21 protein-coding genes, 1 tRNA gene and 1 pseudogene are annotated in these 24408 nt (G+C 41.7%); 4 read left to right on the top strand and 19 right to left on the bottom strand.

Translation table 11 applies throughout. The annotated features are described in order from the left end of the window. Window positions 1–114 precede the first annotated feature (114 nt). The 16 genes and pseudogenes from B7698_RS01410 to argR all read right to left on the bottom strand — a co-directional run bounded on the left by B7698_RS01410 (window position 115) and on the right by argR (window position 17487). Window positions 115–186, bottom strand: a tRNA-Glu gene (locus B7698_RS01410). Window positions 187–293: 107 nt separating this feature from the next. Continuing rightward, window positions 294–728 carry a cytidine deaminase family protein gene (locus tag B7698_RS01405; protein WP_084864405.1) on the bottom strand — a complete coding sequence of 145 codons (435 nt, stop codon included), beginning with the start codon at window positions 726–728 and terminating at the stop codon, window positions 294–296. Between the two features lie 12 nt (window positions 729–740). Further along, window positions 741–2201 (bottom strand): glutamate--tRNA ligase, encoded by a 1461-nt coding sequence (gene gltX / locus B7698_RS01400; protein WP_084864404.1) that lies wholly within the window; start codon window positions 2199–2201, stop codon window positions 741–743. 129 nt (window positions 2202–2330) lie between these two features. Continuing rightward, window positions 2331–2807: pseudogene (pgi, locus tag B7698_RS01395) on the bottom strand (glucose-6-phosphate isomerase); the annotation flags it as partial. 196 nt (window positions 2808–3003) lie between these two features. Beyond that, window positions 3004–3375 (bottom strand): PTS glucitol/sorbitol transporter subunit IIA, encoded by a 372-nt coding sequence (locus B7698_RS01390; RefSeq protein ID WP_008808177.1) that lies wholly within the window; start codon window positions 3373–3375, stop codon window positions 3004–3006. Window positions 3376–3473: 98 nt separating this feature from the next. Then, complete coding sequence (gene srlE / locus B7698_RS01385; protein ID WP_020992831.1) at window positions 3474–4454, bottom strand: PTS glucitol/sorbitol transporter subunit IIB; 981 nt, start codon at window positions 4452–4454, stop codon at window positions 3474–3476. A gap of 13 nt (window positions 4455–4467) precedes the next feature. Beyond that, a complete protein-coding gene (srlA, locus tag B7698_RS01380; protein ID WP_001015684.1) occupies window positions 4468–5013 on the bottom strand; it encodes a PTS glucitol/sorbitol transporter subunit IIC in 546 nt (181 codons plus the stop codon). Further along, window positions 5010–5507: a transcriptional regulator GutM gene (locus B7698_RS01375; RefSeq protein ID WP_001086645.1), complete on the bottom strand. Its 498-nt coding sequence runs from the start codon at window positions 5505–5507 to the stop codon at window positions 5010–5012. The genes srlA and B7698_RS01375 overlap by 4 nt, the downstream gene beginning before the upstream one ends. Further along, window positions 5507–7333 (bottom strand): BglG family transcription antiterminator, encoded by a 1827-nt coding sequence (locus tag B7698_RS01370; RefSeq protein WP_080981318.1) that lies wholly within the window; start codon window positions 7331–7333, stop codon window positions 5507–5509. Before B7698_RS01370 ends, B7698_RS01375 begins: the two co-directional genes overlap by 1 nt. A 62-nt stretch (window positions 7334–7395) precedes the next feature. Then, entirely contained in the window at window positions 7396–8196 is an 801-nt protein-coding gene (locus tag B7698_RS01365; protein ID WP_001000837.1) for an SDR family oxidoreductase, read from the bottom strand. 183 nt (window positions 8197–8379) lie between these two features. After that, on the bottom strand, window positions 8380–9729 hold the full coding sequence (locus B7698_RS01360) for a glucose-6-phosphate isomerase (protein WP_000018239.1): 1350 nt from the start codon (window positions 9727–9729) through the stop codon (window positions 8380–8382). Between the two features lie 171 nt (window positions 9730–9900). After that, complete coding sequence (locus B7698_RS01355; protein ID WP_084864403.1) at window positions 9901–10590, bottom strand: gamma-glutamyl-gamma-aminobutyrate hydrolase family protein; 690 nt, start codon at window positions 10588–10590, stop codon at window positions 9901–9903. Between the two features lie 244 nt (window positions 10591–10834). Further along, window positions 10835–12601 (bottom strand): multidrug efflux ABC transporter subunit PatB, encoded by a 1767-nt coding sequence (gene patB, locus B7698_RS01350; RefSeq protein ID WP_084864402.1) that lies wholly within the window; start codon window positions 12599–12601, stop codon window positions 10835–10837. A gap of 1 nt (window position 12602) precedes the next feature. Beyond that, window positions 12603–14309, bottom strand: coding sequence for a multidrug efflux ABC transporter subunit PatA (gene patA, locus B7698_RS01345; RefSeq protein WP_084864401.1), 1707 nt, complete (start codon window positions 14307–14309; stop codon window positions 12603–12605). Window positions 14310–14455: 146 nt separating this feature from the next. Next, window positions 14456–16990, bottom strand: a complete 2535-nt coding sequence (gene mutS / locus B7698_RS01340) for a DNA mismatch repair protein MutS (protein ID WP_084864400.1) — start codon at window positions 16988–16990, stop codon at window positions 14456–14458. A 50-nt stretch (window positions 16991–17040) separates the two neighbouring features. Next, the gene (argR, locus tag B7698_RS01335; RefSeq protein WP_001231476.1) at window positions 17041–17487 is read right to left on the bottom strand and encodes an arginine repressor; all 447 of its coding nucleotides are present in this window, start codon (window positions 17485–17487) and stop codon (window positions 17041–17043) included. A gap of 135 nt (window positions 17488–17622) precedes the next feature. On the opposite strand from argR, the gene argS reads away from it, so the two are divergent. The 4 genes from argS (at window position 17623) to galU (ending at window position 21994) form a co-directional block, all read left to right on the top strand. After that, window positions 17623–19314 (top strand): arginine--tRNA ligase, encoded by a 1692-nt coding sequence (gene argS, locus B7698_RS01330; protein WP_084864399.1) that lies wholly within the window; start codon window positions 17623–17625, stop codon window positions 19312–19314. Window positions 19315–19641: 327 nt separating this feature from the next. Next, window positions 19642–19887, top strand: coding sequence for a hypothetical protein (locus B7698_RS01325; RefSeq protein WP_000084858.1), 246 nt, complete (start codon window positions 19642–19644; stop codon window positions 19885–19887). 169 nt (window positions 19888–20056) lie between these two features. Next, complete coding sequence (locus B7698_RS01320) at window positions 20057–21073, top strand: NAD(P)H-dependent glycerol-3-phosphate dehydrogenase (RefSeq protein WP_084864398.1); 1017 nt, start codon at window positions 20057–20059, stop codon at window positions 21071–21073. A 21-nt stretch (window positions 21074–21094) separates the two neighbouring features. Next, window positions 21095–21994: a UTP--glucose-1-phosphate uridylyltransferase GalU gene (galU, locus tag B7698_RS01315; protein ID WP_084864397.1), complete on the top strand. Its 900-nt coding sequence runs from the start codon at window positions 21095–21097 to the stop codon at window positions 21992–21994. 63 nt (window positions 21995–22057) lie between these two features. On the opposite strand, the gene B7698_RS01310 is transcribed toward galU, so the two are convergent. Genes B7698_RS01310 through B7698_RS01300 form a run of 3 tightly spaced genes read right to left on the bottom strand, consistent with a single transcriptional unit; the run spans window position 22058 to window position 24400 of the window. Next, complete coding sequence (locus tag B7698_RS01310) at window positions 22058–22735, bottom strand: rhomboid family intramembrane serine protease (RefSeq protein WP_084864396.1); 678 nt, start codon at window positions 22733–22735, stop codon at window positions 22058–22060. Then, a complete protein-coding gene (locus tag B7698_RS01305; protein ID WP_084864395.1) occupies window positions 22719–23258 on the bottom strand; it encodes a 5-formyltetrahydrofolate cyclo-ligase in 540 nt (179 codons plus the stop codon). Before B7698_RS01305 ends, B7698_RS01310 begins: the two co-directional genes overlap by 17 nt. 11 nt (window positions 23259–23269) lie before the next feature. After that, window positions 23270–24400 (bottom strand): N-acetyldiaminopimelate deacetylase, encoded by a 1131-nt coding sequence (locus B7698_RS01300; protein WP_084864394.1) that lies wholly within the window; start codon window positions 24398–24400, stop codon window positions 23270–23272. Window positions 24401–24408 lie beyond the last annotated feature (8 nt).

The raw sequence follows: 24408 nt of genomic DNA, 5'->3' as shown, positions 1-24408 counted from the left end.
TTGCTTCTCTCAAGTGACAACTATATTAGTATATCACAGCCGCTTTCGCTTGTCAACACTTTTTTGAAACTTTTTTAATCTTTTTTCATCAAGTGCCTCAACCACAACATACCATAGTCCGTACGGGATTCGAACCCGTGTTACCGCCGTGAAAAGGCGGTGTCTTAACCCCTTGACCAACGGACCTGAGTTGTTTTCAACTCTTACTATTATACAGACTTTTTCAGACTTGTCAACACCTTTTTCTGTTTTTTTCAAATTAAGTAAAAAGAGTCAGAATTGTACTGACTCTTCTATTGTTCATTAAACTTAGAAGCACGTTCTTCTCCCCACCAATAGGGCATTAGTTCTGCGACTTTAACTGTCTTTCTTGTATTGTAGTCCATCATGAATTCTGCATCTTTATTTTCAGCGTTCAACTCTAAGAGGAACTCTCTGCATGCGCCACAGGGCATACCTGATCCTTCGGCGTAGGGAGGTTTATCTCGAAAGGCGAGGATTTTCTTAACTTTAGTTTGTCCTGAAAATTGATACATATTGAAGAGAGCTGCTCGTTCTGCGCAGAGATGAAAAACGCCACAAGTGCCCTCCATACAAAATCCTGTGAATATCTGACCATCTTCTGCTTCTACCGCAGCAACAACATGGTTAGCATAAACAAAGTCAGAAACTTCATGAGGATTGTATAAGGTTCGTGCTTCTTCATACATCTTTTCCCATGTATCCATCGGAAGTCCTCTTTATTTAGAAATCTCTTTCAGCATGTTTTCAATATGCTGGATTGATTTTTCACGTCCGAGCAAGAAAATGGTGTCTGGTAATTCTGGTCCATGCATTTCACCTGAAACGGCGATACGAATTGGCATGAAGAGATTTTTCCCTTTGATGCCTGTTTCTTTTTGGACTGCTTTGATTTGTGGGAAGATGTTTTCTGTCACAAACTCCTCATCTGTCATCGCTTCTAGTTTCGCTTTGAAAGCTTCTAGAACAACTGGAACAGTTTCTCCTGCCATGACCTCGCGCTCAGCATCTGTCAGCTCTGGGAAATCTGCAAAGAAAAGATCTGTCAGCGGAACAATCTCATCAACTGACTTCATCTGTGGCTTGTAGAGTTCTACCATTTTCTCTGATTTGTCAGTCAAACGCCCTGCTTCTTCTAGGAAAGGTTTTGCCATTTCAAAGATGGTTGTCAAGTCAGCTCTCTTGATGTAGTCGTTGCTCATCCAGTCTAGTTTCTTCTGATCAAAGGCAGCTGGTGACTTGCTGAGGCGGTTTTCGTCAAAGAGCTTAATGAGTTCTTCACGAGAGAAGATTTCATCTTCGCCACCTGGGTTCCAACCAAGAAGGGCGATAAAGTTAAAGACTGCTTCTGGCAAATAGCCTTTCTTACGGTAGTCTTCGATAAACTGAAGGGTGTTGGTGTCACGTTTAGACAATTTTTTACCCGTTTCAGAGTTGATAATCAAAGTCATGTGGCCGAACTCTGGAGCTTCCCAACCAAGAGCCTCATAAACCATAAGCTGTTTTGGGGTGTTGGCAATGTGGTCATCTCCACGGATAACATGAGAAATCTGCATATCGTGGTCATCGATAACGACAGCAAAGTTATAAGTTGGGTAACCATCTTTCTTTTGGATCACCCAGTCACCACCGATATTGCCACCTTCAAATTCGATATCGCCTTTGACCATGTCATGCCATTTGTAAATACCAGCTTCATTGACGGCTAAACGAACAGTTGGAATGATACCAGCTGCTTCACGTTCTGCAACGTAAGCTGCTTTTTCTTCTTGGCTCATGCCAAGGTATTCGTTAATGTAGCGAGGTGTTTCACCAGCGGCTTCTTGACGTTCACGTTCTGCTGCTAATTCTTCTTCTGTAACGTAAGATTTGTAGGCTTTTCCTTCAGCTAAGAGTTGGTCGATATATTTTTGATAGAGTTCCAAACGCTCAGACTGGCGGTAGTTTTCATGAGTCTCTGGACTTTCATTCCAGTCCATGCCTAACCAACGAAGGTTTTCAAGCTGTGAACGTTCTCCGTCTTCGACATGACGTTTGCGGTCAGTATCTTCGATACGGATGATAAAAGTTCCACCATGGTGGCGTGCATACAAATAGTTAAACAATGCTGTACGGGCATTACCGATGTGTAATAGTCCTGTTGGACTTGGTGCATAACGCACACGAATATCTTTTGACATATCTTCTCCTATAAAGTCTCTAGGCGTCTGCCTTTTTGCTCTCTATATTATATCACAAGTCTTGCCAGAGTCCAATTTCTCTTTTCGAGAAAAAGCAAAAAGAGTGGTAAATCCACTCTTTTTAGTCAATTATAGACGAGCGTTGAGTTCTTTGCTCAATTCTTCAAATCCTGGTTTACCAAGAAGGGCAAACATGTTGCGTTTGTAGGCTTCAACACCTGGTTGGTCAAATGGATTGATGGCATTCAAGTAACCTGAAAGGGCGATAGCCAATTCGAAGAAGTAGATTGTGTAACCAAGAGTGAAGGCATCTTGCTCAGGAAGAGTTACGTACATGTTTGGTACGTCACCATCTGTGTGGGCAAGAAGAACACCGTCAGTTGCTTTTTTGTTAACGAAGTCAACGTCTTTTCCCTGAAGGTAACCAAGTCCATCAAGATCTTCTTCCAAAGTAGGGATAATCACGTTCTTACGTGGTTTGTCAACACGGACAACTGTTTCAAACATGATACGAGTTCCTTCTTGGATAAATTGACCCAATGAGTGTAGGTCTGTTGAGAAATTAGCTGAAGTTGGGTAAATCCCTTTTTGGTCTTTTCCTTCTGTTCAGGCACCCCTTGTGGATGCATCTGCTGGAAATTCCCTTGCACTGACTGGCTAGTTTGATTGACTTGCCAATCAACCACCGCGTCATCTATTTTTTCTAATTTAGACCCAGAAGCCTGGACTTTTTGTCCAAGCTCTGAATCAATTTTTTTGACTTTTATGTTTCTAAATTGCTTGATTTTAAATTTTGTTATGGTCAAGCAGTTTCGAAAATCTGAATGGTAGAGTCCTTTTCAATTACTACTGCTTGGTCTGCTGCAACATGGAGAGTGCCCGGCAGGCTGCCCTCTTTTGAACCATCAAAAGAAATCGTGATATGGCCCAGTCCAGTTAAATTTTTTTCTACTACATTTCCTACGGCAGTAATCGAATATTCCTGACTATCTACCACCAGCTTTCCACCTTCTAGTATTGCACCTAGAAGATTTTTGTTATCGATTTTAAAACAATACTCTGCTAAGTCTTCCGGAGCTTCTTCTCCAAACAAAATGAGCATATTGGCATCTTGAATCATATTCTGAGCTTCAGGCCCCACTTGAATTACTTTAGCTTCAAAAATTTTCTTCATCTAATTCCTATTCATCCTTTCTCAAATCTGTCATAAACTTATGCTTATAGATAAGTTTAACATAATAGTTGCTATGTTTACGTGCATCTATCAAAGGTTTACTGATAAAGGCCAATACTAGCTATCCAAGCTACTAGCACCCGCGGAACACCATTGAGAAAGCGTGAATAAAGCACAGAAGGGACACCAACCTCAACTGTTTCAGCCTTGGCTTCAGATAGACCGAGTGCTACAGGAATGAAATCACAACCGTTTTGAGTGTTGATAGCAAATATAGCTGGCAGAGCCATTTGGGGCGGAATATTCCCTTTGCCGATTTCAACTCCAATTAAGGTTCCAATAATCTGACTGATAACAGCTCCGGGGCCTAACAAAGGAGATAGGAATGGCAAGGAACAGATAAAGCCAATCAAAATGAGTCCCCAGATGTTCCCAGCTAGGGGAACCATTAATTTTGCCAGCCAATTTCCAACACCTGAACCTTGAATAACCCCAATCAGCAAGGAAACAAAGGCCATGAAAGGAATGATCGTGTTGAGCATTGTTTGGATGGCTTCACGAGCAGCCTGGTTGAAAGTCGCAACGACCTTCCCAGCGCCCATCCCAATTCTTGCTACAATACTTGTTTCAGCTTTTTGCTCTGTAATTTTTTTACTAGTATCGTAAGTTGGCTTTTCTGTTACCACAGTTGTCGCTTTTTCGTCTTCATTAGCAGCAGAAATTTGATTAAGGCCAACTGCTGACACATAGATTTCCTCGGTTATATATTGAGCTAGAGGCCCACTTTTCCCTGTAGCTACAATATTTATTGTAGGGATCCCCTTTTTAGGATAAATACCACAGCGAAGAGTACCGCCACAATCCACGATTGCTAAAGCAATTTCCTCATCTGGGATAGAAGTTTTAAACCCATTAACAGCTTCCATACCGGTCAAATCAGCAATTTTATCCACAATATCTGGCTTTTCTCCTCCGCCAGTGATATAGATGAATTTATGCTTAGCTTCACTAGGTGTAATGACCAAAGGTCCTCCGAAACCGCCATTTCCTTTAACAACTTTTATACTCTTATATGACATAATTTCACTCTTTCTATAAATCAAATGTTTTACTCAAGGTAACACCTTGCTGTTTTGCTACATAAGCAGTTGTAAAATCGGTCACCCAACCGCCTACAAAGTTCATGACAAGCCCAACAAGCATGTAACGAATGGCTAAGTCCATTTGACTTAAACCTAAAGTTTGAATTCCTGTTGCAATTCCCATCCATACAAACAATTCCCCAGGATTGATATGCGGAAATACACCATTTGAAGTATGGCAGAACTGCATCTGAGCTGCTACAAAACTAGGTTTATAATATTCTGGTAAGAAACGTCCCATACTGATTGCCATCGGATTCCCCAGCATAAAGGCTGAAATGAAAGGTAAAATCATATACCGGCTAACAGGATTTTTGGCAGAAATCTTAGCCAGGGAATTGACCTTCTCTTCTCCCAAGAAAGCGATAAGGGTATTCATTGCAATCAATAGCATTAAGACAAGCGGTACAATATTTGTCATCCAGCTAATAAAGGTTTCTCCACCTAATTGGAAGAGTTTCATAAAACTCTCTGCAAAATTTGTAATGTGATTCATAAGGAACTCCCTTTCTTATTTTTTTTAAATAACTGTTTAATAGATAATTGTAAGTAATTCGCATAAAAGCCGAATCCCAGAAAAGAATCAGATGAACTTGTCTCTTTCTCAATACCTGCCTCATGCCAAAGATAGACTTTTCTAGCATCTTCTATGGCTGATTGCATCAACTTATTTTCTTTTCTCACAAGAGGATTATACTTGTCAAAATAATGGATGTCTTCTCCAACATAATCGTCCATATTTTGAAAACGTGCTAAGATTGTGACTCCTTGCATTTTGCTAGCTTTAAGAACCCGACCGTTTTCATCAACCGCGAACATGACAATCGTACCGGATTTGATTCTTCCGGACTTCCTGCCAATCGCTACGCGCCCCAGTCTTCGGAGCATCGTATAGGTCTTATTGAAGTCTTTGAGTTGCTGCCAGCCGAGGAACATTTGAAATATATAAGCTGCCATGACAAATACAGCGAAAATTATTAGCGAATTCATTAAAATACTCCTTTGCTCTTAGAAAATGATAGAAACTCTGTCTCTGTTTCTACAGCCCTCAAAGCTTCTTTTAGAGAAGGCTCTCCTGCAATTCGAAAAATGTCGTCATACAATTCCAGCAATTCACTCTCCATTTTGCTTTCAATTTCTGAGGGAATGGCGACTAGAAAGATAAATTCAATCCAATCATCTCCTTTTTGATAAGGCTCTTCTAGCTTTCCAAACATTAAAATAGTCTTTGCATAACCCTGGTTAATTGTATGGGGGAAGGCAATTCCTCCACCAAAAATGGTTGATTGTTTTTTCTCCCTATCAATTATCCGATTTCTAAAACCTTCATCAATCATCTGAAGTTTCTCTAACTCTGCAACCATATTTAGCAAGTATTGCTGATAGGTTTTTTGGGGACTCAACCGAAGAAAACGTAAGCTGACTGTTTCTAGATTTTTTTGATGAAAAGCATTGGCCCTCTGCCATTCTTCCCGCAGCCATTGATCATCAAAAAGATGATTAACTTGAATGACTGGAGATTTAGAATCTTTATATTTTAGAGGAACTGTCGTAAAAATCGCGAAATAGTCCTGATTCAAATCCAGATTAAAATCCTCTTCAGAATACTGAGTAATGTCTACATCATTTCCAAGGATTCGTCTGAGTTGCTGAATAATCATCGCAGCAGTTCCTCTTCCTGTTGTGCAAACTACTGCTATCTGCTTGCGAGAACCATTTACAACAGAGTTTTGCTTTCTTAAAATCATTTCAAAATACAAAGCCAGATATCCGATTTCAGATAATTCCAATTCAGAACCAAAAATTGCAGACAGTTCTTCTCCAGCAATTTTCGCCATTTCAAAAGCAAAAGGATATTGAGTTTGAACCTCGCCATGGAATATATCATTAGCTTGCACATGGAAAATCAGTCGATTGATTAAGGGGCCTAGATGAGACTTGATTTCTTCAAATAATTCTTCATCATCAAAGTTAACCAACATTGTTTCTTTGACTTTCTTGACAATCCCTTGAAAAATGTTTGCAAGCTGTTCAGATTGATAAGACGGCTTGCTTAAAGTGTCAATAAAACGGATATTAAACGGAAAACACAAAAAGTCTATTTCAAACTGACTGAGGGAAATCTTATAAGTCATCTCAATATGATAGATTAATTTTTCAACCAAAGGTGTCTCTGTTAAATCATTCCTATAGTAAGGAATAGGGCAACTCAACACCCTAGATGCATAAATACGCTCCACCATAATTGAAATTGTCTTTCGAAGGAGTTCCTTTGTTTCTTTCGGGATTTTATACTCCTGGAGTAGCGTCTCCAGAAAAGAAGATGTTGCCTCGGTGAGTGTCTTTCCTTCAAAGTAAGGGGCCACTTGGTGAATATAGAGCAAGCGCAAATTCAGCTCGGACCCCAAGACCTCCAGCCCACGGTTGGGCTTTCCTGAAATAGTGATAGAGTAACTCTCTGCCAAAGATTTTACTTGTTTTAAATCCTTATTAAGGGTACTTCTACTAACACCTGCCTCCTCAGCCAAGTCGTCAATAAGAAGAGGGGAGGTTGACTTAATTAAACGTTTTAGTAAATAGGCAATTCTTTTACTGGAAGAATTGAAGTCACTCTCCCGTTTTAAACTACCAGATAAAATCCTTTCCAACTCAGTATAGTCATACACCTCTAACATTAACTTATCATCTTGTGAGATAATCTGGATACTCGGAGCCAAAACATCATTTAATTGTTGGATACTCTTTTGCAAGGTTTGCATACTAATATCCAGCTCTGAGCGCATATCTACCAAGGAATAAGTTGGCTGTGAGACCATTTTTTCTAAAATGTTATACCATCGATTTACTATGGTCAACTCTCTTCCTCACCTTCATTTTTTTAACCGCGAGTTTTCCCCCCGGCAATATTTGTAGTGACTCCAGTTATATAGCTAGAACGGTCTGAAATATAGAATGCTACAAGGTCAGCTACTTCCCGTAGTTTACCACTTCGTCCCAAAGGAGTTGTTGAAGTTGAAGCATAACCAGCTCGAATATCTTCTACCGTCTTTCCACGGGTATAAGCAAGAGCTTCCTCATAAGAAAGAGTTCGAAGTCCCGTAGCTTCCATAATTCCTGGAGCAATTCCAACCACACGTACACCATGCTTACCCAGCTCTTTTGCCCATGAACGAGTGTAACTATAGACTGCTGCTTTTGTGGCAGCATAGGCACTTTGTCCTTCAGAACCTTCCAAGCCTGCTTCTGAAGCCATGTTCACAATTACACCTTTTCCATTTTTCACTAAAATACGTCCCACTGCCTGACTAACCAGATACAAACCTTTTTGATTAATCATCGTTACTTTTTCGAACGTCTCATCGTCCAATTCGTAAGGACCTTTAGGATTTTCTGCATCGATTAATAATCTAGGGATATTAATCCCTGCATTATTGACCACTGCATCAATATTGCCAAATCTTTCAACTATTTTGGCAACACCCTCTTCTACTTCAGAGCGAGAAGTTACATCAACTTTTACAAATAATAGATTCGGGTGACGCAAATCGTTGTCGCTAAGATCAAAATTCGCTACATTGACTCCTAATTCCAGCAATTCTTCAACGATTGCCTTACCGATCCCAGATGACGCGCCAGTCACAAGAACTGTTTTGCCTTTTATGTTTAACCAATCATTCATTTTGATACCTCTCAAATTTTATTTACAAGGCAATTATACAGCGCTTTCATAAAAGAATTAAGACACTCTTTTTTACACTTTTAAAAAAAATAATAAACTAATTAAGAGGCTTGTACTAAAAATCCACAAGAAATGAACTTGTGGATCTTTTTATATTCTAAATGAACTCAAAGCATATGAGAATCAAAGGCGTGCATTCAACTCAGCACCCAGCTCTTCAAAGCCTGGTTTCCCAAGAAGAGCAAACATGTTTTTCTTATAAGCTTCAACTCCAGGCTGGTCAAATGGATTGATACCATTCAGGTAGCCAGAAAGAGCAATAGCCAACTCAAAGAAGTAAATAGTGTAGCCCAAAGTGAACTCATCTTGCTCAGGCAGTGTCACAAACATATTTGGAACTCCACCATCAGTGTGTGCTAACAGCACTCCATCTGTAGCTTTTTTATTGACAAAGTCAACATCTTTTCCTTGCAAGTAGCCAAGACCGTCCAAGTCTTCTGCCAATTCAGGAATCAGCACATTTTTGCGAGGTTTATCTACACGGATAACTGTTTCAAAGAGGATACGGGTACCTTCCTGGATAAATTGTCCCAGAGAGTGCAAGTCTGTTGAGAAGTTAGCTGAAGTTGGATAAATCCCTTTTTGGTCTTTCCCTTCTGACTCACCAGCCAGTTGCTTCCACCACTCAGAGAAGTATTGCAGAGATGGTTCATAGTTAGCTAGAACTTCTGTCAGATAACCTTTACGGTACAAGATATTGCGTACAACTGCATATTGATATGCTTCATTTTCAGCCAACTTATCAGAAGCATAAGCCTTGCGAGCAGCATTTGCTCCTTCCATTAACTTGCTGATATCAGCTCCTGCAGCTGCGATTGGCAAGAGCCCCACTGCTGTCAATACTGTAAAACGACCACCTACACTATCAGGCACTACAAAAGTATCCCAGCCATTAGCATCTGCTTCAACCTTAACTGCACCTTTAGCGCGGTCTGTAGTTGCGTAGATACGTTGGTTAGCTTCTTCTTGACCGTACTTCTTAACCAAGAGTTCTTTGAAGACACGGAAAGCAATAGCCGGTTCAGTTGTTGTACCTGATTTAGAAATCACGTTTACTGAGAAATCTTTGTCTGATACATAGTCTACCAAATCAGCCAAATAGCTTGAAGAGATAGAGTTTCCAGCATAGAGGATCTGAGGTGCCTTGCGTTCTTCCTTTCTTTGCAAGTTTACAAATGAATTATTCAAGAAATCAATAGCTGCACGAGCTCCTAAATAGGAACCACCAATACCGATTACGATCAATACCTCACTATCAGATTGGATTTTAGCAGCAGCCTTTTGAATACGAGCAAATTCATCTTTGTCATATTCTTCAGGTAAGTTCAACCAGCCAGTCATTTCTGCCCCAGGACCTGTACCATTTCGCAGAGCAGAATCTGCTGCAGTCACTTGAGGCTGCATATAATCTAGTTCATGTGGTGCAACAAATTTATCTAATACTTTTGAATAATCAAATTTAATATGTGACATAATATTCCTCCAAAATTTCTTCTCTTCTATCATAACCCTTACCTTAGATTTTTTCAAGTTTTTATACTGAATTTTTCCAAATTTTATCATAATTTAAACATTTGCGTAAAAAATGTTACAATATTAAAATTTGAACGAAATAAGACAAAAAAACGACTAGGTTTCCAGTCGTTATAATTCATTCAATAAATACTCAAATAATTCTAAGTTGCCATCTTCTTCATTGACCAAGAATTCTGGATGCCACTGGAGACCAATAATACGGTGCTCATCAATAGATTCGATTGCTTCAACAGTTTGATCACGTGGATCCACAGCCGTCACGCGGAAATTGGGTGCCAAGTCTTTAATACTCTGACGATGTACTGAGTTAACCTGACTTTCTTTACCAAATAATTTAGACACTACACTGCCATCCACTGTCTCAATAGAATGTGAAGTCCCAAAAGGTAGACCTTGCCAATGACCTTCAATATCCTGATTGAGTGTCCCACCAAAGGCAACGTTGACAAGCTGAACGCCACGACAGATTGCCATAATTGGTTTATTCTGACGAAGCGCTTCTTTCAAGAGGGCCAATTCAAACTCATCGCGCACTAGATTGTAATCATCACTCTCGATAGTCTTTTTCTCTCCATAAAACTGAGGATGGACATTTTGACCGCCTGTCAAGATAAGTTTGTCAATCATTTCCACATAATCGCGTACAACTGACTCATCACCGACAGGAATAACTAGAGGGAGACCACCGACTTGACGAATGCTCTCTGCGAATCTACAAGATACAGATGAATGAATGTTTTTTCCTTCCGCGTCTACAGGACATAGATTTGCAGCAACTCCTACAACCGTTCTAGTCATGATGTCTCTCCTTTCGAATGTTAATACTCTTCGAAAATCAAATTCAAACCACGTCAGCGTCACCTTGCCGTACTCAAGTACAGCCTGCGGCTAGCTTCCTAGTTTGCTCTTTGATTTTCATTGAGTATAACGATAGTCCTATCATATCACTCAAAATGCCTTTCGTCTAATATGTTTTTTTAAAGTCCGTGATAAATATTTTTTATGGATAAGAAAAAGCTGCCCACATAGGACAACTTCTTTCTTATTCGAAAACAAATTGATTGTGATAGAGTTCTGAATAGAAGCCACCTAGTTTCAAGAGTTCATGGTGGTTACCGCGTTCAATGACTTCTCCATCTTTAAGGACAATAATCTGATCAGCATTGAGGATGGTCTTCAAACGGTGGGCAATGACGAAACTGGTTCTGCCTGCTACAACCGCCTCCATGGCATGCTGAATCTTACTTTCTGTCACTGTATCTACGTTCGAAGTGGCTTCATCTAGAATGAGAACTTCTGGATCTGTCATCAGGGTTCGAGCGATAGAAATCAATTGTTTCTGTCCTGTTGAAAAGATGCTCTGGTCATCATCTATAAGAGTATCGTACTTATCAGGTAAGCTTTCGATATAGTCGTGAATGTGGGTTGCCTTGGCTGCTGCCTCAACCATTTCTTGACTAGCATCTGGCACACCGAAACGGATATTGTCTCGAATCGTTCCGCTAAATAAGACCGAATCCTGCAAAACAATTCCCACCTTGCTCCTGAGACTATCCAAGTCGTAGTCACGGATATCTTTGCCGTCAAAATAAATCCCACCAGCATTAACATCATAAAAGCGATTGATGAGGTTCATAATAGTCGTTTTCCCTGACCCTGTCGGACCAACAACTGCTGTCATCTGGCCTTTAGGGGCAGAAATGCTAACATCTTTCAAAATAGGTTTATCAGGCAAGTATGAAAAATCAATATGACTGATTTCAACACCTTCTTGCAACTTAGTGAAGATTGGAGCCTTTTCAGGTCGGATTTCTTCCTCTGCGTCAAACATTTCCTGAATCCGTTCAGCCCCAGTAAAGGCTAACTGAAGGCTTCCCCAACTAGCTGCAACTTGGATAATAGGCTGGTAGTACTGCTGTGAAAATTGGGCAAACATAATAATCAGACCTAGGGCTGTACTAGTTTCAATAGACTTATCATTCAAAAGTACAGCTGAACCAGCAAAGATGACGATGGCTGTATTAACCAGACTCATGCCATTCATGACAGGGAAAAGAATTCCTGAGAACATCCTTCCTTTAAAGGTTGCCTTGCGCACGCGCTCATTTTGTTCAAGAAATCCTGCCATCATATCCTCTTGAATACCTTGCACAATGACAGCTTTTTGGCCTGAAATACTCTCATCCATATAGGCGTTGAGCTTCCCTACCTCTTTCTGCTGGAGGTTGGTGTATTTGCGTGCCATTTTTACGATGAAAATCAGCATGAGGAAGGCAACTGGTGTGCTGGCAATGGTGATGAGGGCCAGCGTCACATTTCTCGAAAACATGACAAGAATCAGACCAATGTATAAAACAACATTGCTCATGACCTGAATCAAGCTTTCGTTAAAGGCTTGGAGGATATTATCCAAATCACTGGTAAAACGAGATAAGATATCGCCATCTTGTCGGCGGTCAAAGAAAGAAACCGTCAAGCGAGCAAGCTTACCGAAGAGGCCTTTGCGCATCTCGTTGGTCGACTCTGCAATCACGCGCGTCATAAGACACATGTATATCACACTAGAGATAAATAGAACCAAAACCAGCAGACCAAGATTGACCATGATTCCTGATAGACTTTGCCAAACAAGTTCTGGATTGCCATCTTGATAAGCTTGAACTAAATTAGCTAGCTGCGTTACTGCTTGTCCAGAAAATACCGGAAAGAGGGCTTGGGCAAGAGTTGCCAGAACAATCATCAGGATAACAACTACAAATGATAGCTTATAGACTTTAAAATAATTCCAAAAAAATTGAACTGTCTTCATATTACTCCTCCTTTCCTTTCTGCGTTTCATAGATTTCACGGTAAACGGCATTGTTGGCAACCAAGTCTGCATGCGTGCCTTGACCAATCAATCGCCCTTGATCTAGAACCAAGATTTTATCTGCATGGACAACCGAGCTAATCTTTTGCGCGATGATAATGGTTGTCGTCCCCTTCAAGTCCTTATTCAAGGCTTCTTGCACTAGGCGCTCTGACTTGGCATCCAAGGCCGAGGTCGAATCGTCAAAAATCAGAATACGTGGATTGCTGACAATCCCACGCGCAATCGACATCCTTTGCTTTTGCCCACCTGAGAAATTGGTTCCCCGTTCCTCAACTGGACTTTCAAAGGTTTTCTCCATACGATGAATGAATTCACTGGCTTGGGCAATATTTGCTGCGCGCTCCATTTCAAATAGAGTAGCATCTCCCTTACCCTGTCTCAAGTTATCTGCAATCGTTCCACTAAAGAGAATGGCACGTTGAAGAACGATAGAAACAGTTTTACGCAGGGTTCCTTCACTCACTTCTCGAATATCCTTGCCTCCGATTTTGATAGCCCCTCCCTGTGGGTCAAAGAGACGTGGAATCAATTGAGCCAAGGTTGATTTTCCTGCACCAGTCGCTCCAACTACACCAACCATTTGACCAGGTTCAATAGTAAAGCTCACATCTTTCAGCATCGGTTCCTTGTCCGTTGGATAGGTAAAGGTCACATTTTCAAAGCTAAGACTTCCGACCAACTCTTCATCTGGGACATCCTTGAAGGTCATGGCTGGCTCTGCATCCAGAATTTCTCGAATACGACGCATAGAAATCATAGCACGACTGACAGAATTTCCCAAAAATCCAACCATAACAATGGTAAAGATAATCTGGCTTAGGTAATTGACAAAGGAAGCAATGGAACCAACAACTGACGGATTCGACTGAACCATCCCAGCAACTAGCCAGATAGAGAGGAATACTGCCCCATAACCGACCAACATCATGAAAGGTTCCACTACTGAAAAGGCATAACCGATGTAAAGATTTTGACCGAGAAGCTCGTCTGAAACCTCCGTAAACTTAGCAAACTGCTCTTTTTCTTGGACAAAGGACTTGACCACGCGAACGCCACGCAAATTTTCCTTGGCAATGGCATTGATGCGCTCAAGAAGGGTTTGAAACTTGGCAAAACGAGGCCCCATCATTCCCATCATGACAGCAGTCAAACCAAAAATTAAGATCACCATGAGAACAATCACCCACCACAGAGATGGTAAAGTTTGAACCGCAAGGATAAACGAACCGATGAACAAGAAGGGAAGCCTGAAAAGAATTTGGAAGGTCATCATGACGACGTTCTGAATCTGGTTGATGTCATTTGTCATGCGAACGACTAGATTTCCCGTATTAAATTGTTCAATATTGGCATAAGAAAAGGTTTGGATTTTACGGAAGGCGTCCTCCCGAAGGTCGGATGAAACTCCTTGTGCAATATAGGCTGCAAGGACAACATTGAGACCACCAGCAACCAGACCGACCACGGCCACACCAATCAACCAAGCCCCTATACTATAAATGGCTTCATATTTCCCAGCAAGGAGGGCGTCTAACACTTCCTGCAGGTAACGCGGTTGCAAAAGTGAACTAGCAACCATCAAGCCTGTCATCAGGAGCGAAGCTAAGGCCTGCCACTTGTAGGTTTTTATTTTCTGAATCAGCATACTTTCTCCTTAAAAAATAGACAAAAGGGAGCGACAATGCGTCAGCTCCTTCTCATTCTGTTTGTGTGATGTTATTCTAGCAAAAAAGTGGGAACTTGTCAAAGAAGTCTCCTTGATACAGCTAGAATGACTAGCAAGTCTTGACTTTATAGTTTCTGTTTTAACTCAACCAAAACATTCATAGCCTGCATAGGTGTCATGTTGTAAATATCCAATTTAGCTAATTCTTCTAGGATAGGATGCTCTTCTGCCGTATCAAATAGTGAAATCTGTTCTGTGACAGCACTTGTTTGTCTCATAGGAACTGGACTTTCTGTACCTTGATTCTCTAACTGAGTCAAAATCTTATCCGCCCTTGCTAAAAGATCAGCCGGTAAACCAGCAATCTTGGCAACATGGATACCATAGGATTTATCAGCTGGTCCTGGTTCGATCTTGTGAAGGAAGGTGACCTGCCCATCCTGCTCCAAGGTTGCCACGTGGACATTGACCAAGTGTTGTAAACTAGACTCCAGACTAGTCAACTCATGGTAGTGGGTCGCAAAGAGGGTCTTGGCTCCAATATGCTCATGGATGTATTCGATGATAGACTGAGCAAGAGCCATCCCGTCATAAGTTGCAGTTCCCCGTCCCAATTCATCAAAGAGAATGAGAGAGTTCTTGGTCGCATGCGAAATGGCATTGTTAGCCTCCATCATCTCCACCATGAAGGTTGATTGGCCTGAAACCAAATCATCGGCTGCTCCGATACGGGTAAAGATCGCATCAAAAATCGGTAAATGGGCACTTTCTGCCGGTACATAGGAACCCATCTGGGCCATAATCGCCGTCATGGCTAACTGACGCATATAGGTTGACTTCCCGCTCATGTTGGGCCCTGTAATCAGTTGAATACTGGTATCTTCTGCCATCTGAATCGTATTGGGAATATAGGTCTGAGCCCCCATGACCTTTTCAACGACAGCATGGCGCCCTTTCTGGATATCAATCCACGAATCATCTCCAAACTCAGGTCGAATCAAATGCTGGGTTTCAGCCACAACCGCCAAACTTTGCAGGACATCAACTGTCGCAATTCCTTGGGCTAGAGCTTGTAAACGTTGGATGTACTTGCTGACCTCTTCACGAATGCGCATAAAAATTTCGTACTCTAGATTAGCTGACTTCTCACGCGCCTCAAGCATATCTCCCTCGATACGAGCTAATTCCTCGGTTCCAAAACGTTCTGAGTTTTTCAGCGTCGCCTTGCGGAAAAAATGGGCTGGCACATTCCCCAGTTGTGAATTGGTCACATGGAAATAGTAGCCATCCTTTTTATTATAGTCAATCTTGAGCGTGCTGATGCCAGAGTTTTCTCTCTCCTTGGCCTCAATCTCAGCAATCCAGCTAGTCCCTTCTCTGAGAACGCGACGGTACTTGTCTAAAGTCTCATCAAATCCAGTGCGGATAATACCACCTTCTGTAATCACATGGGGAGCTTCAGGAGCAATCGCTACGCTAATCAAACTCTCCAACTCAGGGATTCCATCCAGTTGTTCGATGAGATAAGCTAGAGCAGGTTGCTCCATCCCTTCTAAAATCGCACGAATCAGTGGCACACTAGACAAGGTGGTCGCCAACTGCAAGAGATCCTTGGGATTTGTTTTGCCAAAAGAAACCCGACTAGCCAAGCGTTCGATATCATAAACACCCTTGAGACTGTCTGTCAAATCACTGCGCTCAAAGAAATGGTCGAGAAAGACCTGCACCACTTCCTGACGTTGGACGATTCGCTCCTTATCAATCAAGGGGCGATGAATCCAAGAACGCAAGAGCCGCATACCCATAGCTGTTTTGGTTTCATCCAAAAGCCAGAAAAGACTGCCTTGCTTCTTGCCTGAACGGGCATTCTCAACCAAATCCAGACTAGCCTTGGTCGCATAATCCATCTGCAAGAAATCCTTGATTTCATAGCGGATAACAGGCTTGAGGTGGTTCAATTCCCTCATCTGAGTCCGATGAACATACTGAAGCAGTTTACTAGATGCCGCTTGCTCCACCGCTGCTAATCGTGAATCCAGTAAACGAAGGTCCTCAAAGCCTTCTTTTTCATAGGAAAGCACTAGATTCATCTGGCGACTGAGAATCTGTTCTTCTGCATCAGACAAATCATAACCCAGCACCACTTCTCGAGCCTTGAGATTACGAATTTCCCCACAAACCAGCGTGAAATCCAAAAGACCTGTCACATAAAAGTCACCAGTCACCAAATCCATATAAGCTAGCCCAAACTGACTACCATCACGATCTACGGCAACCAAGAAATTGTTCTGACTGTCCGGCTTAGTGCTATCGACTACTGTCCCGGGTGTAATGACCTGAACAACCTCTCGTTTAACAACCCCAACCGCTTGCTTAGGATCTTCCATCTGCTCTGCAATAGCTACCTTATAACCCTGCTCAATCAACACATCGATATACTGTTGGGCAGAATGATAAGGAACCCCCGCCATAGGAATCGGATTGTCCGCATTCTTGTTGCGACTCGTTAAGGAAATTTCCAGAATCTGCGCAGCATTGACCGCATCCTCATAAAACAATTCATAAAAATCACCCATCCGAAAGAGCAAAAAAGCATCTGGATATTGCTTTTTAATATCCACATACTGTTGCATGCCGGGTGATAGCTTTTCTGTCGCCATTTTCCGTATCTCCTTGTCAAAAATAAGTCTTGAGAGCAACTCCCAAGACCTTACTTATCTTTCATCAAATCTAGCAAACGATCTTCCATGAGTTTGGCAACGTGCTGGTCTCGACAAATGACCAATAAGGTATTGGCACCAGCAACTGTTCCTAAAATCCATTCATCCTTGTTTGCATCTACAATATTGGCCAAAACAGAGGCTTCTCCCAATTTGGTATGAAGCACCAAGGTAAACTCTGCTCTTGCAACGCCTTCTAAATGATGAGACAAAAACTCTACCAAATCAATCTTTTCTGTCTCATTTGCTAGTACATAATACACCATATCATTTTTCTTGACCTTGGTCAAGCCGATTTCGCGCAAATCACGAGACAGGGTTGTCTGCGTCACAAAGACATTGTGCGCCTCCAACCGATCTTGAATTTCTTTTTGTGTACTTAATTTCTCCTCAGTAATCATTTTTTTTATTAACTGATGTCGATCTCTTTTTCTCATAAAATCCTCTTATATGCATATTTATAACTAATTTTATAACTATATTATACCAAAAAAATAGGAGATTTCAAAAATTTTTTCTTCTTTCTTTAAAATTGTGATAAAATAGTAGAAAAGTCCAAAAAGGAGCTCTTAATGAATACAAAAGAATTGATTGCTAGTGAATTGGCTAGCATCATTGATAGCCTGGACCAAGAGGCTATTTTAAATTTACTGGAAACCCCTAAAAACTCAGAAATGGGAGACATCGCTTTCCCTGCTTTTTCTCTTGCAAAAGTCGAGCGTAAAGCACCACAAATGATTGCGGCTGAACTGGCTGAAAAAATTAACAGTCAAGCCTTTGAAAAGGTTGTCGCAACAGGACCTTACGTTAACTTTTTCCTTGATAAATCTGCCATTTCTGCTCAAGTATTGCAAGCTGTTATCACTGAAAAAGAACACTATGCTGACCAACATATTGGTAAACAAGAAAATGTTGTGATCGACATGTCTAGTCCTAATATCGCTAAACCATTTTCTATCGGTCACCTACGCTCAACTGTTATCGGAGATAGCTTGTCACATATTTTCCAAAAAATCGGTTATCAAACTGTCAAAGTCAACCACTTGGGAGACTGGGGTAAACAGTTTGGGATGCTGATTGTTGCCTATAAAAAATGGGGAGACGAAGAAGCTGTAAAAGCTCATCCAATTGATGAACTTCTTAAGCTCTATATCCGTATCAACGCTGAAGCTGAAAATGACCCTAGCTTGGATGAAGAAGCACGCGAATGGTTCCGTAAACTTGAAAATGGAGACGAGGAAGCTCTCGCTCTTTGGCAATGGTTCCGTGATGAAAGTTTAGTGGAATTTAACCGCCTTTACAATGAATTGCAAGTCGAATTTGACAGCTACAATGGAGAAGCCTTCTACAACGATAAGATGGATGCAGTCGTAGACATTCTTTCTGAAAAAGGCCTTCTTGTTGAATCAGAAGGGGCCCAAGTTGTCAACCTTGAGAAATATGGAATTGAACATCCAGCCCTCATCAAGAAATCTGACGGAGCAACTCTATATATCACACGTGACTTGGCTGCAGCTCTTTACCGTAAAAACGAATACCAATTTGCTAAATCTATCTACGTCGTTGGTCAAGAGCAATCTGCCCACTTTAAACAGCTCAAAGCTGTCTTGCAAGAAATGGGCTACGATTGGAGTGACGATATTACTCACGTTCCTTTTGGTTTGGTTACAAAAGAAGGGAAAAAACTCTCTACTCGTAAAGGGAATGTCATCCTGCTAGAGCCTACAGTTGCAGAGGCTGTTAGCCGTGCAAAAGCCCAAATTGAAGCTAAAAATCCTGAACTTGAAAATAAAGACCAAGTAGCGCATGCTGTTGGGGTTGGAGCCATTAAATTCTATGACCTCAAAACTGACCGTACAAACGGATATGACTTTGACCTAGAGGCTATGGTATCTTTCGAGGGTGAAACTGGACCTTATGTTCAATACGCCTACGCTCGTATCCAATCGATCTTACGTAAAGCGGATTTCAAACCAGAAACAGCTGGCAACTATAGCTTGAATGACGCTGAAAGTTGGGAAATCATCAAACTCATCCAAGACTTCCCACGTATTATCAACCGTGCGGCGGATAACTTTGAACCTTCTATCATTGCTAAATTTGCAATTAGCCTAGCTCAAGCCTTCAACAAATACTATGCACATACACGTATCTTGGATGAAAGTCCAGAACGCGACAGCCGTCTAGCCCTCAGCTACGCAACCGCAGTCGTTCTCAAAGAAGCCCTTCGCTTGCTTGGAGTAGAAGCGCCAGAGAAGATGTAAATCGCCAAAGTTACTTGATTGCAAAGCAATCTAAGTAACTAACGCCAAATCCTGTCAGGAATTTGGCTAGGCACTTCATTAGTAAAGAAACATAAATATTATCGATTTATGTTTCTTTACGTCGTAACCAGAGACACTTGCCTAAACGCCTCACTAAATTGGTCAACCAAATCTATTAATTGGCTTAGTGGCTGGTGGCAATCTTCAAGTCACTAGAATGCAAGGCAATCTAAGCAACGAATGTCAAACCCTATCAGGGATTTGGTTAGGCGCTTCACTAATTCAATCTACTCACTACTACTTCTTTATCATACAGGGAGATATTCTATGAGCCAATATGCTTATATCCTCGTTGTAATTAGCTTGGTGTTCCTTTTTCTGCTCAATAAGTACGAGAAGGAGAGACTGCAAAAACTCTACCAAGAACAACTTTTGAAGGATGAAACATTTAGGACTGATATCAAAGAGAAAATTCACACGACTGAAAATATCAATGATGTCATTGCTTACATCAATAAAACTTATCATCTGGGAATGTTGCTATCAAAAGACATTACAGATCAATTGAAATAAACCGAGTTATTCTTTAAGGAATATAAAAACCGAGTCTAAGAGTTTAATACTTAGGCTCGGTTTTTATATATTTTTCAAGTAACAAAGCAACCACTCCCCCAGCAATGCAAGTGCAAAATCCTCCAGAATATGATAGAATAAGAGAAAGGACTCTATCAAGGAGGAAAACATGGAAAAACAAACCATCGCCGTCTTGGGGCCTGGTTCTTGGGGAACTGCCCTTTCACAAGTCTTAAATGACAATGGACACGAGGTACGTATTTGGGGAAATCTTCCCGAGCAAATCAATGAAATTAATACCTATCATACTAACAAGCACTACTTTAAAGATGTCGTTCTAGATGACAAAATCAATGCCTACACTGACTTAGCAGAGACATTAAAAGATGTAGATGCGATTTTGTTTGTTGTCCCAACAAAAGTGACACGACTTGTTGCCCAACAAGTTGCAAAAACCTTAGACCATAAGGCTATCATCATGCACGCATCAAAGGGATTAGAGCCTGATAGCCATAAACGATTATCAACCATCCTTGAAGAAGAAATTCCTGAACATCTCCGAAGTGATATTGTCGTTGTTTCAGGACCTAGTCATGCGGAAGAAACCATTGTACGTGACCTGACTTTAATCACTGCTGCTTCTAAAGATTTACAAACAGCTCAATACGTTCAGGAGCTATTTAGTAATCACTACTTCCGACTTTATACCAATACGGATGTTATCGGGGTCGAAACCGCTGGTGCTCTTAAAAACATTATCGCTGTCGGTGCTGGAGCCTTACATGGTTTAGGATTTGGTGACAATGCCAAGGCAGCCATCATCGCTCGAGGCTTGGCAGAAATTACCCGCTTAGGAGTAGCACTCGGTGCCAGTCCATTGACCTATAGTGGCTTGTCTGGTGTAGGAGACTTGATCGTAACAGGAACCTCCATCCACTCTCGTAACTGGAGAGCCGGAGATGCTCTTGGTCGTGGAGAATCTCTAGCTGATATCGAAGCCAATATGGGCATGGTGATTGAAGGAATTTCAACGACTCGAGCAGCCTATGAACTAGCGCAAGAACTTGGAATCTATATGCCCATTACACAGGCCATTTACCAAGTTATCTACCACGGAACCAATATCAAAGATGCTATTTATGACATCATGAACAATGAATTTAAAGCAGAAAATGAGTGGTCTTAACCCTCTAAAGAAAGGATTTTTATGACATCAAAAGTTAGAAAGGCAGTCATCCCTGCCGCTGGACTCGGGACTCGATTTTTACCAGCAACCAAAGCACTTGCTAAAGAAATGTTGCCAATTGTGGACAAACCAACTATCCAATTTATCGTCGAAGAAGCTCTTAAATCAGGTATTGAAGATATTCTGGTTGTCACTGGTAAATCAAAACGTTCTATTGAAGACCACTTTGACTCAAACTTTGAGCTTGAGTACAACCTCAAAGAAAAAGGCAAACATGACTTGCTAAAATTGGTAGACGAAACAACTGGCATTCGCCTTCACTTTATCCGTCAAAGCCATCCTCGTGGTCTGGGAGATGCGGTCTTACAAGCCAAAGCTTTTGTAGGGAATGAGCCCTTCGTTGTCATGCTGGGTGACGACCTAATGGATATCACAGATGACAACGCTATACCTTTGACAAAACAATTGATGAACGATTACGAGACGACTCACGCATCAACAATTGCTGTTATGCCTGTCCCTCATGAAGACGTTTCAGCATATGGAGTTATAGCTCCTCAGGGTGAAGGGATTAATGGTCTCTACAGTGTCGAAACTTTCGTTGAAAAACCGGCTCCAGAAGATGCTCCAAGTGATTTGGCAATTATCGGACGCTATCTGCTCACACCAGAAATTTTTGAAATCCTCGAAAATCAAGCTCCTGGTGCTGGAAATGAAATCCAACTTACCGACGCTATTGATACACTTAATAAAATACAACGTGTTTTCGCTCGCAAATTTACAGGAGCTCGTTACGACGTTGGGGATAAGTTTGGCTTTATGAAAACATCTATTGACTATGCCCTCAAACACCCACAAGTCAAAGATGACTTGAAAGATTACATCATCCAACTGGGAAAAGAATTGGCTGAGAAGGAATAACATAAAAAGATAAGGTTTAAAAATGCCTTATCTTTTTTATTACATAACTATTCTTATAAACCTTCACAACCCCATTCCCTTGTAGAGAAGTAAGACTGCGAGTCCTACAAATAACACTAACGCTACCAGTCTCTGACTAGCGCTATACATCCGTCTTTCTCCTCGAACTGGAAAGATAACTGCTAGAAATGCTCCACCGACTGCACCTCCGATATGGCCTGCTAGGCTGATTCCTGGAATCAGAACACTTCCAATAATGTTAACCACAAAAAGTGTCAGATAGGATTGCCCCAACTGCTGGATATAAGGATTACGCGTTGCATAGCGAAGAACAATAATCGCAGCAAATAGCCCATAGAGAGAAGTCGAGGCTCCTGCTGCTAAGGATTTGGGACTAAATACAAAAACAAAGAGATTGCCCATCATTCCTGATAAAAGATAGAGAAAGAAAAACTTCTTGGATCCGAAAATCTCCTCTACTTGCCTACCAAGATAATAAAGCGAAAGCATATTAACAATGAAATGCTCCCAACCAATATGAACAAAAATGGCAGAAAAGAGACGCCAAATCTGCTCGGGAAAGAGCCGAATAGCTGGCCCATACATAGCTCCAAATTGAAATAAGGTATCCGCCCTGTCAAAGTTTCCGCCTGCAGTGACCAACATTAGTAAAAATACCAAGGCCGTCACTAAGAGGAAGAAACTCGTCACAGGATAACGTTTATCAAAGATTTCCTTCATCTATTAGCACCTCCTGGACGGGAATATCATGGTTTTCCGAGTTAAACTCCTGAATTTGACAAGGGTAGATTGTACTCATGGTATACCCAGCAAAATGTTCCAGATAGCGGTCGTAGTATCCTCCACCATATCCGATCCGATAGCCTTCTGTCGTAAAAGCTAACCCTGGAACATGAATCAAATCAATCTGAGACGGTTCCACCACTTCCAAGTCTCCTTGCGGTTCCAGTAAACCAAAGGAAGTTTTTGCCAACTGCTGCGGATGATAGACCACAAATTCCATGCGCCCCTTGGGATAGGTTTTGGGTATCAGAACCTTTTTGCCGTCCTTCAGCGCCTGCTCAATCAGTTCTTGCGTTTGAAATTCATGAGGGAAGGAGAGATAGGTTGCGATGGTCTTGGCTTCTTGGTAAAAAGGGTGTTGTAAGAAACGCTCAGTTAAAACTCGATCCATAGCCTGTTTTTGCTCCTGAGATAGAGCCTTCATTTCTTGCAAAATTTTCTTGCGTAGTTCTGCTTTCATAGACAATTCCTCTACTCTGCTGCCTTCTTTTTTAAGAAACTAGAGACTGCATCTACCCCAATGGCTATGGCTTCTTCCTTAGGACTCATCTGAGGATGATGAAGGGCGTAGGGACTATCGATACCCAGCCAAAACATAACGCCATCTACCTTCGAAAGGAGATAACCAAAGTCCTCACCAGTCATAGCAGGCTCGATATCAATCAACTCGATTCCGTCTTTCTCTTCAAAAAAGTCCATCAGTTCACGCGCCAAGGCTGGATTGTTCTCAACAGGTAGGTAGCCTCCTTGCTTGAGTTCTACTTCGACTTCCATATCAAAGGCTGCTGCAACACCTTCTGCGACTGTCTTGACTCTTTTTTGTACCAAGAGGCTCATGTCCTGAGTCAAGGCCCGAATGGTTCCGTGTAAAAAGGCTGTATCTGTGATGACATTGTTGGTTGTTCCAGCTTGAAACACTCCAAAGGTGACCACTGCTCCCTCGATTGGATTAACATTGCGGCTAACAACTGACTGTACTTGGGTCACAAAGTAGCTAGCAGCCACCAAGGCATCATTGGCCTCATGCGGGAAGGCTGCGTGCCCACCTTTCCCTTTGAAACGAATCTTCACCTCACAAGTCCCTGCAAAGAGTGTATGGTTATTGGTCGCAATCTGTCCAAACTTTAGATCTGGACGAACATGGAGACCATAAAACTGGTCTGGCAACCAGTCTCCAAAAGCACCATCCTCATACATGAGCATACCACCCGCTTCATTTTCTTCAGCAGGCTGAAACAGAAAAAGCAGATTATTCTTTGGTTGCTCCTCAAGGGCGTGCTCGAGACAGCCCAAGGCAATAGTCATATGAAAATCATGGCCACAAGCATGCATGCGACCTTGGTGTTGAGAGGCGAAAGGCAGTCCCGTTTGTTCGACAATAGGCAGGCCATCAATATCTGTCCGCCAACCAATGGTCCGCTTCGGCTGGCTTCCCTGCAAATAGACCAAAATCCCTGTCCGCCACGTACGAACTTGAACAAAGTCCTTACCCGAAGTCAATTTCTCAATCACAGCCAACAAATAAGCCTGTGTCTTGAACTCCTCCAAGCCAATCTCTGGAATCTGGTGCAAATCTCGTCGAGTCTGAATCAAATCTAACATCTATCTAT

Source organism: Streptococcus mitis (genome assembly GCF_002096855.1).
GTDB lineage: Bacteria > Bacillota > Bacilli > Lactobacillales > Streptococcaceae > Streptococcus > Streptococcus mitis_Y.
The sequence above is the reverse complement of the archived record's forward strand: the minus strand, read 5'-3'. Positions and strand labels throughout refer to the sequence as shown.

What these genes read in the sequence shown, in the direction of transcription:
- B7698_RS01405 (WP_084864405.1), bottom strand. Translation starts at nt 728, where the DNA reads ATGGATACATGGGAAAAGATGTATGAAGAAGCACGAACCTTATACAAT.
- gltX (WP_084864404.1), bottom strand. Translation starts at nt 2,201, where the DNA reads ATGTCAAAAGATATTCGTGTGCGTTATGCACCAAGTCCAACAGGACTA.
- B7698_RS01390 (WP_008808177.1), bottom strand. Translation starts at nt 3,375, where the DNA reads ATGAAGAAAATTTTTGAAGCTAAAGTAATTCAAGTGGGGCCTGAAGCT.
- srlE (WP_020992831.1), bottom strand. Translation starts at nt 4,454, where the DNA reads ATGTCATATAAGAGTATAAAAGTTGTTAAAGGAAATGGCGGTTTCGGA.
- srlA (WP_001015684.1), bottom strand. Translation starts at nt 5,013, where the DNA reads ATGAATCACATTACAAATTTTGCAGAGAGTTTTATGAAACTCTTCCAA.
- B7698_RS01375 (WP_001086645.1), bottom strand. Translation starts at nt 5,507, where the DNA reads ATGAATTCGCTAATAATTTTCGCTGTATTTGTCATGGCAGCTTATATA.
- B7698_RS01370 (WP_080981318.1), bottom strand. Translation starts at nt 7,333, where the DNA reads ATGGTCTCACAGCCAACTTATTCCTTGGTAGATATGCGCTCAGAGCTG.
- B7698_RS01365 (WP_001000837.1), bottom strand. Translation starts at nt 8,196, where the DNA reads ATGAATGATTGGTTAAACATAAAAGGCAAAACAGTTCTTGTGACTGGC.
- B7698_RS01360 (WP_000018239.1), bottom strand. Translation starts at nt 9,729, where the DNA reads ATGTCACATATTAAATTTGATTATTCAAAAGTATTAGATAAATTTGTT.
- B7698_RS01355 (WP_084864403.1), bottom strand. Translation starts at nt 10,590, where the DNA reads ATGACTAGAACGGTTGTAGGAGTTGCTGCAAATCTATGTCCTGTAGAC.
- patB (WP_084864402.1), bottom strand. Translation starts at nt 12,601, where the DNA reads ATGAAGACAGTTCAATTTTTTTGGAATTATTTTAAAGTCTATAAGCTA.
- patA (WP_084864401.1), bottom strand. Translation starts at nt 14,309, where the DNA reads ATGCTGATTCAGAAAATAAAAACCTACAAGTGGCAGGCCTTAGCTTCG.
- mutS (WP_084864400.1), bottom strand. Translation starts at nt 16,990, where the DNA reads ATGGCGACAGAAAAGCTATCACCCGGCATGCAACAGTATGTGGATATT.
- argR (WP_001231476.1), bottom strand. Translation starts at nt 17,487, where the DNA reads ATGAGAAAAAGAGATCGACATCAGTTAATAAAAAAAATGATTACTGAG.
- argS (WP_084864399.1), top strand. Translation starts at nt 17,623, where the DNA reads ATGAATACAAAAGAATTGATTGCTAGTGAATTGGCTAGCATCATTGAT.
- B7698_RS01325 (WP_000084858.1), top strand. Translation starts at nt 19,642, where the DNA reads ATGAGCCAATATGCTTATATCCTCGTTGTAATTAGCTTGGTGTTCCTT.
- B7698_RS01320 (WP_084864398.1), top strand. Translation starts at nt 20,057, where the DNA reads ATGGAAAAACAAACCATCGCCGTCTTGGGGCCTGGTTCTTGGGGAACT.
- galU (WP_084864397.1), top strand. Translation starts at nt 21,095, where the DNA reads ATGACATCAAAAGTTAGAAAGGCAGTCATCCCTGCCGCTGGACTCGGG.
- B7698_RS01310 (WP_084864396.1), bottom strand. Translation starts at nt 22,735, where the DNA reads ATGAAGGAAATCTTTGATAAACGTTATCCTGTGACGAGTTTCTTCCTC.
- B7698_RS01305 (WP_084864395.1), bottom strand. Translation starts at nt 23,258, where the DNA reads ATGAAAGCAGAACTACGCAAGAAAATTTTGCAAGAAATGAAGGCTCTA.
- B7698_RS01300 (WP_084864394.1), bottom strand. Translation starts at nt 24,400, where the DNA reads ATGTTAGATTTGATTCAGACTCGACGAGATTTGCACCAGATTCCAGAG.